The sequence below is a fragment of the uncultured Leifsonia sp. genome, assembly GCF_945957465.1.
In the GTDB taxonomy this organism is placed as follows: Bacteria; Actinomycetota; Actinomycetes; order Actinomycetales; family Microbacteriaceae; genus Leifsonia.
On sequence record NZ_CAMFLC010000001.1, the window covers coordinates 97,542 to 110,257 of the forward strand.

Below are 12,716 nucleotides of genomic sequence, written 5' to 3' on the forward strand. Positions count from 1 at the left end.
GCGCGCGGACTCTTTCGTCTGGCCGTCACCGACGGCTCGAAAGGATTCGCGTGGACTACCGCAGTGTCGGCTTCTGGTTCGACTCGATCGCGGAGGCCGAGGACGGCTTCCGGCCCCGGCCGCCCTTGGGCGACGACGCGACGGTCGACGTCGCGATCGTCGGCGCCGGCCTCACCGGGCTGTGGACCGCGTACTACCTCCAGGAGGCGGATCCGAACCTGCGCATCCTCCTGCTGGAGCGGGAGATCGCGGGCTTCGGCGCCTCCGGCCGCAACGGCGGATGGTGCTCAGCGCTCTTCCCGTGGTCGGCCTCCGCCCTGGCCGCCCGCTACGGGCGAAGCGCAGCGGTGGCCCAGCGGCGAGCGATGGTCGACACCGTGACCGAGGTCGGGCGGGTGACCGAGGCGGAGGGCGTCGACTGCGACTTCGTGCGCGGAGGAACCGTGACCTTCGCCCGTGACCGCGTGCAACTCGCGGCCGCGCGCGCCGAGTTCGCCGAGTCCGAGGAGTTCGGCGTCGACCGGGTCTCTCTCGCCGGCACCGAGACCGTCCGCGCCCGCTACGGCGTTCCCGACGCTGTCGCCGCGACCATCACGCCGGCGTGCGCGCGCGTCCATCCCGGCAAGCTCGTGCGCGGCATGGCCCGCGTCGTCGAGCGCCGCGGCGCGGTCATCGCCGAGCAGACGGAGGTCGTGGGCTGGCGCGACGGCGTGGTCCGCGTGCGGGCGGCCGGCGTCGAGCGCACCGTCACAGCCGGGACCGTCGTCAACGCGACCGAGGGCTACGGCTCGCGGATTCCCCAGGTGGGCCGCCGCATCCTCCCGCTCTACTCGCTCATGATCGCGACCGAGCCGCTGCCGGATGCCGTCTGGGAGCGAATCGGAATCGACCACGGTCAGACCTTCGCCGACTTCCGCCACCTGATCGTGTACGGGCAGCGCACGGCCGACAACCGGATCGCCTTCGGCGGACGGGGCGCCCGTTACCATCTCGGCAGCGCCATCCACACGTCGTACGACCGCTCGCCGCGCGTGCGCGACCATCTCGTCCGCACCCTGGGCAAGCTGTTCCCGGCGATCGCCGGGGTGCGCATCACCCATCACTGGGGCGGCCCGCTCGGCGTGCCGCGCGACTGGCACGCCGCGGTCGGACTCGACCGCGACGCGCGCGAGGCGTGGGCCGGCGGTTACGTCGGGGACGGACTCAGCACCACGAACCTCGCCGGACGGACGCTCGCCGACCTGCTCGCGGGTCGCCGCACCGGCCTCACGGAACTCCCGTGGGTCGGCCACCGCTCACCCCGCTGGGAGCCCGAGCCGCTGCGCTTCCTCGGCGCGAACGCGGGCTTGGTCGCGATGGAGGGCGCCGACCTGGAGGAGCGGGCCACCGGGCGTCCCTCCCTCGTCGCCCGCGCCATGGCTCCGCTCACCGGCCACTGACCGCCGATCGCTCGCGTCCGGCGGGTCAGTCGTCCTCGAAACGGAGGTGGCGGACGCTGCGGCCGTTGCGTCTGACCAGCCGCAGGGACTCGACGCCGATCCGGATGTGCCGTTCGACGAACTGGGTCGTCACGCTGCGGTCGCTCTCGGCCGTCTTGACCCCCTCCGGAATCATCGGCTGGTCCGATACCAGCAGCAGGGCACCGCTCGGGATGTGGTTGGCGAATCCTGCGGCGAAGACTGTGGCGGTCTCCATGTCCACGGCCATGCAGCGCGTCTGCCGCAGGTAGGTCTTGAAGGTGTCGTCGTGCTCCCAGACGCGCCGGTTGGTCGTGTAGACCGTGCCGGTCCAGTAGTCGTGGCCGAAATCGCGGATGGTGGTCGAGACACCCCGCTGGAGCTGGAACGCCGGGAGCGCCGGAACCTCCGGCGGCAGGTAGTCGTTCGACGTGCCCTCGCCACGGATGGCCGCGATCGGCAGCACCAGGTCGCCCAGCCGGTTCTTCTTCTTGACGCCTCCGCACTTCCCCAGGAAGAGCGCCGCCTGGGGGCTCACCGCGCTCAGCAGGTCCATGATCGTGGCCGCGTTCGGACTTCCCATGCCGAAGTTGATCATCGTGATGCCGTCGGCCGTGGCGTTCGGCATCGAGCGGTCGGTCCCGCGCACCTCCGCTCCGTACCATTCGGCGAACCGGTAGACATAGTCGCCGAAGTTGGTGAGCAGGATGTGCTCGCCGAACTCCTCCAGGGGTGTGCCCGTGTAGCGCGGCAGCCAGTCCCGGACGATCTCGACCTTTTCCTTCATCGCTCTCCCTGGGTCCCGGTTGATGCCCAGCGTAGAGGACGACGGTCAGGCGACGGTCGTCCCGAGCAGCGCGCCGATCGCGAACGTCGCCGCGAGGGCGAGCGCCCCGCCGATGACCACCCGGATCATCGCCCGGCCGCGCGACGCTCCGCCGATCCACGCGGCCACGTAGCCGGTGATGGCGAGGGCGATCAGCACGATCACGAACGTCAGCGGGATGCGGACGGCCGACGGTGTCAGGATGGTGAGCATCGGCAGGATGCCGCCGATCGTGAATGCGATCGCCGATGCGAACGCAGCGTGCCAGGGGCTCACCACGTCGTCCTGGTCGATGCCGAGCTCCGCCGACAGGTGGGCAGCGAGGGCGTCGTGCTCGGTGAGCTCGATCGCCACCTGCCTGGCCGTCTCCGGCTTGAGGCCCTTCGCCTCGTACAGCCCGGTCAGCTCGGCGAGCTCTTGCTCCGGCATTTCGGCGAGCTCACGCCGTTCCTTCGCGATCAGCGCGTGCTCGCTGTCCCGCTGGCTGCTCACCGAGACGTACTCGCCGAGCGCCATCGAGATCGCGCCGCCGACGAGGGCGGCGAGCCCCGCCGTCACGATGGCGGCGACCGAGGTCGTCGCTCCCGCCACACCGACGACCACCGCCGCGACCGATACGATCCCGTCGTTCGCGCCGAGTACTCCGGCGCGCAACCAGTTCAGTCTCTGGGCCAGGCCCTCCCGATGCGGCTCGCCGGGATGCTGTCCGTTCACGATCTCGGAACTCATGACGACAGCCTAAGAAGGCGCGCCCGCCGCTGCCAGCAAGGACAGCCGAACCTCACCCGCGGCATCCGCGCCCGAGCACGACCCCGGTCAACCGCGCCCGATCCGTTTGCGCAGCCATTCGATGCGCGCCTGGAGTTGTGACACGCTGGCCTGCGCCACCGCCGGGCCGCCGCAGACCCGCCGCAGCTCGGCGTGGATCAGTCCGTGCGGCTCGCCGGAGTTCTTCGAGTACAGGCCGACCAGGCTGTTGAGCAGTTGTCGCTGTTCCTTGAGCGTGCGGTGCAGCGGTGCGGGCGGATGGCCCTCCGCCGCCGCGGGCCGCGAGCTGTGCCTGCGCGACTGCCGCTGCTGCCGCTGCATGAGGAGGTCGTGCACCTGCTCCGGTTCCAGGATGCCGGGCAGGCCGATGAAGTCGAGTTCCTCGTCGGAGCCGGGCACGGCGAACCCGCCGAACTCGCGGCCGTCGTAGACGACCCGGTCGAAGTTGGCTTCGGAGCCCAGCGCCTCGAACGCGAACTGCTCTGTGAGCGCCTCGGACGCGCGCTCCTCGCGGTTCGCCTCGGCCATCATCGCGTCCTCCGGGTTCCAGAGGTCGCCCTCGGCGCCCTCTGCCGTCGACCGGTCGAGGGCGTGATCGCGTTCGAGCTCGAGCGCGTTGGCGAGCGCCATCAAGGTGGGCACGTTCGGCAGGAACACGGACGCCGTCTCTCCGCGCCGCCTCGCCCGCACGAAGCGCCCGATCGCCTGTGCGAAGAAGAGTGGAGTCGAGGCGCTGGTCGCATAGACGCCGACGGAGAGACGCGGCACGTCGACGCCTTCGGAGACCATCCGGACCGCGACCATCCAGCGGGAGTCGCCCGCCGAGAACTCCGCGATCCGGTCGCTCGCCTCCTTCTCGTCGGAGAGCACGACGGTCACCGGCTCGCCGCTGATCTGCTCCAGGATGTCGGCGTAGGCGCGCGCCGCGTAGTGATCCGTCGCGATCACCAGACCGCCGGCGTCCGGGATGGAGTTGCGCACCTCCGTCAGCCGTCGGTCGGCGGCGCTCAGCACGGCCGGGATCCACTCGCCGCGCGGGTCGAGGGCGGTGCGCCAGGCCTGCGAGGTGATGTCCTTGGTGTTCCCCTCGCCGAGGCGCGCCTCCATCTCGTCGCCGGTCTTGGTGCGCCAGCGCATGTGACCGGCGTAGATCATGAAGATCACCGGCCGCACGACGCCGTCGCTCAAGGCCCGGCCGTAGCCGTAGTTGTAGTCGGTGACCGAGGTGCGGATGCCCTGTCGGTCGGGCAGGTAGGTGACGAACGGGATCGGCGCCGTATCGGAGCGGAACGGGGTGCCCGTGAGCGAGAGCCGCCTGGTCGCGCGCTCGAACGCGTCGCGGATGCCGTCGCCCCAGCTCAGCGCGTCGCCGCCGTGGTGCACCTCGTCGAGGATGACCAGCGTGCGATAGGACTCGGTGATGTCTTTGTGGAGGCTGGGCCGCATCGCGACCTGGGCATAGGTGACCGCGACGCCCTTGTAGTGCCGGGCGTAGCGGCCCTCCGCGTTGCGGAAATCGGGGTCGAGGTGCAGGCCGACCCGCGCCGCGGCCTCCGCCCACTGCCGTTTGAGGTGCTCGGTCGGAGCGACGACGGTGACGCGCTCGACGATGCGGCGCGAGAGGAGCTCGGTGGCGAGGCGCAGTGCGAACGTGGTCTTGCCCGCACCCGGGGTCGCAGCGGCGAGGAAGTCGCGCGGCTCGTTGACGAAGTAGGCGTCGAGCGCCTCCGCCTGCCAGGCCCGCAGCTTGCCGGCCGTTCCCCAGGCGGCCCGCTCGGGGAACGACGGCGAGAGATGCTCGGCGGCGAAACTGCCCGCACGTGCGCCCACGCTCGGCTCGGCCGCCGTGTGGTCGACGTGGTCGACGTCGGCGGCGCGACCCTCGCCGCCGGTGGGTACGGCACCGCCAGGCGAGTGCTCGCCGGGCGGGGGTGCTGCTGTCGTCTCCACTTGGATCAAATCTACCCGAGGCGTCTGACAGCGTGCCCGACGACGTGAACCGTGACGTCGTCACGATGCAGAATGGAGGAATGGTCGAAGCCCAGCACCCGTGGTCCCGCTATGTCGCGCTCGGCGACTCGTTCACCGAGGGGATCGGCGACCCCGAGCCGTTGAGCCCGGGCGGTCATCGCGGCTGGGCCGACCGCGTCGCGGAGGTCCTGAGCGCGCAGACCGAGGACTTCGCGTATGCCAACCTGGCCGTGCGCGGCAAGCTCATCAAGCAGATCCTCGACGAGCAGGTCGAGCCGGCGTTGGCCCTGCGCCCGGACCTCATCACGATCTCCGCGGGCGGCAACGACGTCATCCGCCCCGGGACCGACCCCGACCAGATCGCGGCGCTCTTCGACGAGGCCGTGCGACGTCTCAGCGCGGACGGCGCGACCGTGGTGGTCTTCACGGGTGTGGACGTCGGCTTCTCGCCCGTGTTCCGCGGCATCCGCGGCAAGGTCGCGATCTACAACGAGAACGTCCGCGCCGTGGCGGCGCGCTACGACGCCATCGTCGCCGACCAGTGGTCGCTCACCGAGATCCAGGACCAGCGGATGTGGGCGCCCGACCGCCTCCACCTGGCCCCGCTCGGGCACCACACGGTCGCCCGGATGGTGCTGGCCGCTCTGAACGTCGAGAACGACCTCCAGCCGCTCGAACCGGAACCGCTGCCGCCGCGCACGTGGCGTCAGGCCCGTGCGGAGGACCTGTCCTGGGCCCGCGAGTACCTCGTGCCCTGGGTCGTCCGGCGTATCCGCCACCAGTCCTCCGGCGACCATGTGCTGCCCAAGCGCCCGGAGGCCGGCCCGTTCCTCATCGAGTCCGACTGAGGACTACGGAGCAGCTGCTGCACCGGTCAGGTCCACCCCCGCTTGGTCGAGGAGGACTGCGGCTGCGGAGGCGACGTGTCGCGACCAGGCCTCGGTGATGTGGATCATGTCGAACTTGATCGGGATTCCGGCGGCGAACGCGGGGCACTTGTTGTCGACACAGAACAGCGGCCGTGTATCCACCCACACCCCGCCGACCGATTTCGCGACGGCCTCGTCCGCGGAGTTGAGCTGCTTCCACCTCGTCTGCACGTGCGTGACGCAGGCTGACGGCGCGCTCCGCGGCGTGTAGCACTCGCGGATGTCCTTGTCTTCCGGAGGTGTCGCGAACATCACGACCTTCCCTGTGTCGGGGGCCACCTTCTTCAGATACTCGTCCAGGCCGGCCTTGTACTGAGCGACCGTCAGCACCTCACCGTCGAGCGTCTTGATCGGCCCGGTGAGATTGGAGACGAAGACGAAGCTCGGCTTCATCGTGCTGATCTCCTCGATCGCCATCTCCTTTCGGGCCGGGCACGCCTCCTTGTACGCCGCGTTCCCCGCGTCGATGGAGATCGGGATGAAGGGACATCCGTACATACCGAATGCCGTCATCCTCAGTCGACCGTTCGACGCGTCGACGAGCGTCCGGAGCAGCGGCAGATACCCCACGGACGTGGAGTCTCCGACGACAGCGATGGTCACGGGAGCATCAGCCGACCCCCACGTGCACGAGTCGACACCGGGGTACGCCGGTACCGAGCACGCGTCGAAGTCCGCGCTGCGGGCCGAGTTCTCGGCCGCGTCGAGCGCCGGGGTGATCTCCGGCCATTCCTTCATGCCCAGGGCCGCGGTCAACTCGGCCGTGATCGCGGCGGGAGCCTCGCCCCCTGTCGGCGCGGCCGTGGACGTCGATCCCCCGGCTCCCTGCGCCGGCTCGGGCTGTTCGACGCGCGCGCCCCTGTCCACCATCAGAGCGAACACGACCGCCACGATCGCCACGGCGGAGATCCCGGCCATGGCGATGGACCGGTACAGCTGGGGCGCCGATCGGGTGTTGCGCCGCTTGCGTTTCGACGGTTCGAGCCACGCGGAGTGCCTCACCGGTTCTTCGATGAATCGGTACGAGAGTGCGGCGAGCACGAGCGAGAGCGCGATGGATTCGAGGGCCGGGATCGGCGTGCCGTGACCGGCGGTTCCGCGCGCCAGTTCCGTCACCAGGATCAGCGCGGGGAAGTGCCACAGATACAGCGAGTAGGAGATGTCGCCGAGATAGCTGAGGAACGGGTTGTCGAGCGGATTGAGCCACGCCCGCTTCGGCTGCCAGGGGAAGGCGATGAAGGCAGCTGTGCTGAGCACGGCGACGGCTGCCCACGGCGCGGGAAAGCCGTGGTCGGCGGGTGTGATGATGCTTGCCGCGACCATGCCCGACAATGCCAGCAGGGCGATGGCGGGCCGGAACCCTCGTGGGAGCTTCGAGAACCAGGGCATGCAGAGGGCCACAGTCGCTCCGACCGACAGCTCCCAGAGCCGCGCCGGCGTGATGAAGTACGCCGTTCCGATATCGGCCTGGGTGAGATGAAGGGAGAGCAGGAAGAGCGCGACCGTGATCGCGAGTGTGATGAGGGCACCGAAGACCCGTGGCCGCCGCGACCGACCGACGAGGAGCGCGATCAGAAGGATCGCCAGCGGCCAGACGAGGTAGTACTGCTCCTCGAGGCTGAGCGACCAATAGTGCTGCAGCGGCGAAGTCTGAGCGCCTTGAGCGAAATAGTCGGTGGCCTCTGCCGCATACCGCCAGTTGGCGACGAAGAACAGCGATGCCACGGCGTCCCCGACGGTCGCAAGAAAGCGGCCGGACGTGAACACGGCCCAGGCGCCGATCACCGTCGCCAGGAGTACGGCGACCGAGGCCGGGATCAAGCGACGGATGCGTCGCCGATAGAACCCGAGGAAGTCGATGCGCCCCCTGCGTTCGTACTCGCGGTGCAGAACCGACGTCATCAAGAACCCGGAGATGACGAAGAAGATGTCCACACCGATGAATCCGCCCGCCGGCCACTCGAACGCGTGATTGAGCACCACCAGACCGACCGCGAGCGCACGGAGCCCCTGGAGGTCGAGGCGCTTCACGGATCGTCCTGTAGCTGCTGCGGACCGAGCCGCCTCTCGAGGAACCTCACGGCGGCGGGCCGCGGGGCGTGGGGCTTTCGCGGATTCGGGGACGGTCTCCATCAACGACCGTTCTCCTGGCCCGCTTCGTCGGTCGACGTATCGTTTGCCGGCGGTTGCTCGCCCGTCGACGCTTCCGGACCGGGCGTCGCGCCCGATCCAGAGGCGTCGCCCAGGTGGATGTCGTTCTTCGCCAGCAGCTCTGTCATTCCAGCGGCGATGTGGCGCGAGTATTCCTCGGTGAGGTGGACCTGATCGAACTTGATCGGCATTCCCGCGGCGAAAGCGGGGCACCGTCCGCTGACGCAGAAGAGATCGCGGGTGTCGATCCATTTCGCGTTGGGCACCCGCTTCGCCCAGGCGGCATCGCCCTCCGCGCGCTTCTTCCACTCCGCTGTCACCTGCGAGACGCACTCCTTGGGGCTGGTGCGCGGGGAGTAGCACTCGCGGATGTCCTTGTCCGCGCTCGGCGGGGCCAGCAGCGCGATGGTTCCGACGTCCGGCGACAGCGTGGTGAGGTAGCTCAGCAGTGCGTCGCCGTACTCCTCCATCGTGACCGCACCGTTGCCGGCCGGGTAGCGCTGCTGGATGAGGTAGCTGTTCGTGACGACGAGCAGATCGGGCTTCAGCGAAGCGATCGTCTCGACGGCGTAGGCCCGCCGATCGGGGCACGCCGCCTGCGACGCCGCGTTCATCAGGGTGGCGAGGTCGATGAACGGGCAGGAGTACATGCTGAGCGAGGTGACCTTGATCCGTCCCTCCGACCCCTCGGCCAGCGCGCGGAAGAGCGGCAGGTAAGCGACCGACGTCGAGTCGCCGGCGAGCACCACGGAGTAGGGGGCGTCCGGCGACCCCCAGGTGCATCGGTCGACCGGCGGACGACCCGGGTTCGCGCATGCGTCGGTGGCCGCGTCGCGCTGATACTTCGCCACGATGCTGTCGAAGGACGGCGTGGTCTCCGGCCATTGCGTCGCCTCGAGTGCGGCGCTCAACGCAGCTTTGATCGTTGTCAGCGCTTGTCCCTCCGCACCGGGTTGGACCGGCGCCGGCGCGGCTTGCGACGGCCCCGTCTCGCTCGGTCCTCCGCTTTTCGCCTGATTGTCGACGACGAACGTCGCGACCACCGCGACGATCGCGACCAGCGATGTCGCCGTGAGGACCACGGCCTGCACCCTGTTGATCGAAGAGCTTCGGCGCCTCGGGTTGGGCTCCAACCACTTCGAACGGCGCACTGTCTCCTCGACGAAGCGGAACGACAACTCCGCCACGACGAGGGTCACCGCGATCGACACGACGGCGGGAATCGCGGTCTTGTCCCCCGGCAACCCCCGAAAGGCTTCGGTGATCAGGATCAGGGCGGGGAAGTGCCAGAGGTAGAGAGAGTACGAGATGTCGCCGAGATGGGTGAAGACCGGGTTGTCGAGCGGGTTGAGCCACGGCCTCCGCGCGGGTCGCCAGGGGAAGGCGATGAAGACGGCGGCGCTGACGACCGCCAGCAGCGCCCAGGGCGCAGGGAAGCCCTGATCCGACGGCGTGATCGCCGCCGCGAGCAGCATGCCCGCAAGCGACAGCAGCATGATCGGCGGCCGCCACAGCGATGGCAGCCGGTCGAAGAGCGGCATGCAGAACGCGATCGTCGCCCCCACCGAGAGCTCCCAGAGCCGGGCGGGCGTGATGAAGTACGCGGTGGCGCTGTCGGACTGCGTGAGCTGGAGGGAGACCAGGAACAGGCCTGCAGTGATCACCAGGGACACGGCAGCGGCGAGGACGCGGGGATGACGCTCCCGGATCACCAGCATCGCGATCACGAGGACGGCGACCGGCCACACCAGGTAGTACTGCTCCTCCAGGCTGAGCGACCAGTAGTGCTGGAGCGGGGAGGTCTGCGCGCCCTGAGCGAAGTAGTCCGTCGCCTCAGCCGCGAAACGCCAGTTCGACACGAAGAAGAGCGAGGCGATCCCGTCCCACACGGTCGACATGAACCGGCCCGTGGCGAACAACGCCCACGCACCGATGAGTGTGACGGCGATCACGGTCGCCGACGCGGGGATGAGCCGCCGGATGCGTCGCCGGTAGAAGGCGAAGAACTTGATGGTGCCCGAGCGCTCGTACTCGCGGTAGAGCAGCGATGTCATGAGGAAGCCGGAGATGACGAAGAAGATGTCGACACCGACGAACCCGCCCGCCGGCCACTCGAACGCGTGGTTCAGGATGACCAGCCCGACGGCGAGCGCGCGGAGACCCTGCAGATCCATCCGCTTCTTCGAGCGCACGACGGGCAGCGTGCGCGCCGATGGCGTCGCCGACCTCCGGCGCGCGCCCGATTCTGCGCGGGTACGGGGCTGGGTGTCTGATGTCATGTGGTCGGGGCCTCGTCGGGTGCGGTGAAGCACCGACGCTAGCGCGCCGAATCGGACGTCCCGGAGGCTGCTCCGCCTCCACCGCCCCGGCCGTCTGGGCTCAGTCCGAGCCGCTCACCCCGGCCCTCACCCGAGCAATCATCTGCGCGGCAGGAGCCCCGGGCGTGTCAGGCCCCGAGGCCGCCCGGGTGGGCCAGACGCCATCCGAATCCCGGGTCGGGCACGTCCTTCGCCAAAGCGAGGTCGACGGTCTTCGTGGACCCGTTGAGCGTGAAAGTGATGCGGCCGACCACGTCGCCCTTGAACCCCGACTGGATCGGGCGTGTCATGAGGTCGACCTGGATCGGTGTGTCCGACCACACCACGAACGACTGACCGCTGGTGGCGACGAGGTTCGACGACGCGCCCCACGGGGTCGTGTAGGAGCCGAACGCCTGCCCGGTCGTGGCCGCGTCCACTTCGTGGAAGCCCGCCTGCATGCTGGTCAGCAGGCCGGTCACGCCGGCCCACAGCGTGTCGTGGTCCGACGCGCCGAGCACGACGCCCAGCACCCGCACTTTCACTTTCCCGACGGGCACCTCCGCTGAGAACAACAGGCAGTATCCCGCCTCGTCGGTGTTGCCGGTCTTGATGCCGTCGACCCCGTCCACGCCGAGCAGCGCGTTGGTGTTGTCCTGTGCCCCCGCTCCGGGAAGCGTCGCGGACTTCTGCGAGACGATCGACGACAGCACGGGAGAGGCGAGCACCAGCTTGCCGAGGCCGATCAGGTCTTTCGTCGTGCTGACGTTCGCGGGGTCGAGGCCGTCCGGGCTGACCACCTTGGTGCCGGTGAAGCCCTTGGAACCGAGCCACGCGTTCGCGGCCTTGACGTAGGCCGAGGTGGACCCGTACGCCCAGTTCGCCAGCGAGATCGCGTAGTTGTTCGCGGAGGGCAGAAGCATCGCGGTGAGAGCCTGCTTCTCCGTCATCGAGGTGCCCGCTTTGACCGGGGCCCACGAGCCGCCGTCCGCGATGACCTCGTTCCAGATGTCGACGTCCTTCTGCGTGAACGAGATCGTCGGCCCCTCGGAGGATCCGTCGAGCGGCTTGGCGTTCAGCACGACGAGGGCGGTGACCGTCTTGGTCATGCTGGCGATGGGCATGCTGGCGTCGCTGCCGTGGTACTCGGTGGCACCCGGGTAATCGGGCGCCGTGATCGCGGCCGACCCGTAGCCGGGCCACGCCAGCTGCGCCGCGGCCTGGGTGAGCGACTTCTCATGCTGGGTCACCGCCGCCGTCGCGGGCACCGGGGTGACGATCGAGGCTGCGAGGTACAGCAGAGCGATAAGCAGCGCGCCGCCCACTCCGAAGACGGCCACCCGGCGACGCCGATACACCTGCTTGCGGTTCAGACGGCGCGGCGGATCGGCGAGAACTTGCTGAGGCACGTTCGGAGTCTACGGAACCTGCGCAGGCATCTCCTGAGAACGCGCCAGCGGTGCACGATTCGGGCCGCCCGGCCGACCTCCCTCAGTGGCCGACACGCATCGCCCAGAGCACGACCGCGCTCGCGGACGCCACGTTCAGCGAGTCCACACCGTGCAGCATCGGGATGGTGACGACGCTGTCCGCCGCGCGGAGCGCCCGCCTGCTGAGCCCGTCGCCCTCCGCGCCGAACACGAGCGCGACGCGCTCCGGCGCGGCGGCGGCGTAGTCGTCGAGCGCGACCGCGTCGTCCGCGAGGGCGAGCGCCGCGATCTGGAACCCGGCCTCGTGCAGGAGCGGCGCCGCCTCGTCCCATTCCGGCAGGCGCGTCCACGGCACCTGAAGCACCGTCCCCATGCTCACCCGTACGCTGCGCCGGTACAGCGGGTCGGCGCACCGCGGGCTGACGAGGACCGCGTCGGCGCCGAGGCCGGCGACGCTGCGGAAGATCGCCCCGACGTTCGTGTGGTCCACGATGTCCTCGAGGACCACCACCCGGCGCGCACCCGCCAGCAGCTCCCGGGGGCCGGGCAGCGTCGGCCGGTGCATCGCGGCGAGCGCACCCCGGTGGAGGTGGTAGCCGGTCAGCTGCTCCAGCAGCGCGGACTCCCCCACGAACACCGGCACGTCCGGGAACGGCTCCAGGAGTGGGGCCACGTCATCGAGCCACTGCTCCTGCAGCAGCACGGAACGCGGACGATGGCCTGCGGCCAGCGCGCGCGTGATGACCTTGGTGGACTCCGCGATATAGAGGCCGCCTTCCGGCTCGCTCACCCGCCGCAGCGCGACGTCGGTGAGACGGGAGTAGTCGGCGAGGCCGTCGGCGGTCAGGTCGGTCACGCGATGGATCTGCACTCGTCCAGATTGCCAG

At 69.6% G+C, this 12,716-nt stretch carries 9 protein-coding genes; 2 read left to right on the forward strand and 7 right to left on the reverse strand.

Annotated elements, in window-relative coordinates; all coding sequences use genetic code 11:
* The first annotated feature begins 50 nt into the window (after window positions 1-50).
* Entirely contained in the window at window positions 51-1,439 is a 1,389-nt protein-coding gene (locus tag Q0Q23_RS00415) for an FAD-binding oxidoreductase (protein ID WP_295117622.1), read from the forward strand.
* A gap of 25 nt (window positions 1,440-1,464) precedes the next feature.
* On the opposite strand, the gene Q0Q23_RS00420 is transcribed toward Q0Q23_RS00415, so the two are convergent.
* The 3 genes from Q0Q23_RS00420 to Q0Q23_RS00430 form a co-directional block, all read right to left on the reverse strand.
* Window positions 1,465-2,244, reverse strand: coding sequence for an AMP nucleosidase (locus tag Q0Q23_RS00420; RefSeq protein ID WP_295117625.1), 780 nt, complete (start codon window positions 2,242-2,244; stop codon window positions 1,465-1,467).
* A 45-nt stretch (window positions 2,245-2,289) separates the two neighbouring features.
* Window positions 2,290-3,012 (reverse strand): VIT family protein, encoded by a 723-nt coding sequence (locus Q0Q23_RS00425; RefSeq protein ID WP_295117628.1) that lies wholly within the window; start codon window positions 3,010-3,012, stop codon window positions 2,290-2,292.
* Window positions 3,013-3,099: 87 nt separating this feature from the next.
* The gene (locus tag Q0Q23_RS00430; RefSeq protein WP_295118066.1) at window positions 3,100-4,881 is read right to left on the reverse strand and encodes a DEAD/DEAH box helicase; all 1,782 of its coding nucleotides are present in this window, start codon (window positions 4,879-4,881) and stop codon (window positions 3,100-3,102) included.
* 200 nt (window positions 4,882-5,081) lie between these two features.
* Between Q0Q23_RS00430 and Q0Q23_RS00435 the strand changes: the two genes are divergently transcribed.
* Entirely contained in the window at window positions 5,082-5,870 is a 789-nt protein-coding gene (locus Q0Q23_RS00435) for an SGNH/GDSL hydrolase family protein (RefSeq protein WP_295118069.1), read from the forward strand.
* A 3-nt stretch (window positions 5,871-5,873) separates the two neighbouring features.
* Here Q0Q23_RS00435 and Q0Q23_RS00440 read toward each other — a convergent pair whose 3' ends face one another.
* From Q0Q23_RS00440 to Q0Q23_RS00455, 4 genes are all read right to left on the reverse strand, one after another.
* Window positions 5,874-7,982: an acyltransferase family protein gene (locus Q0Q23_RS00440; protein WP_295117631.1), complete on the reverse strand. Its 2,109-nt coding sequence runs from the start codon at window positions 7,980-7,982 to the stop codon at window positions 5,874-5,876.
* A 101-nt stretch (window positions 7,983-8,083) separates the two neighbouring features.
* Complete coding sequence (locus tag Q0Q23_RS00445) at window positions 8,084-10,381, reverse strand: acyltransferase family protein (RefSeq protein WP_295117634.1); 2,298 nt, start codon at window positions 10,379-10,381, stop codon at window positions 8,084-8,086.
* Window positions 10,382-10,548: 167 nt separating this feature from the next.
* On the reverse strand, window positions 10,549-11,808 hold the full coding sequence (locus tag Q0Q23_RS00450; protein ID WP_295117636.1) for a D-alanyl-D-alanine carboxypeptidase family protein: 1,260 nt from the start codon (window positions 11,806-11,808) through the stop codon (window positions 10,549-10,551).
* Between the two features lie 82 nt (window positions 11,809-11,890).
* Window positions 11,891-12,700 carry an RNA methyltransferase gene (locus Q0Q23_RS00455; protein WP_295117639.1) on the reverse strand — a complete coding sequence of 270 codons (810 nt, stop codon included), beginning with the start codon at window positions 12,698-12,700 and terminating at the stop codon, window positions 11,891-11,893.
* Window positions 12,701-12,716 lie beyond the last annotated feature (16 nt).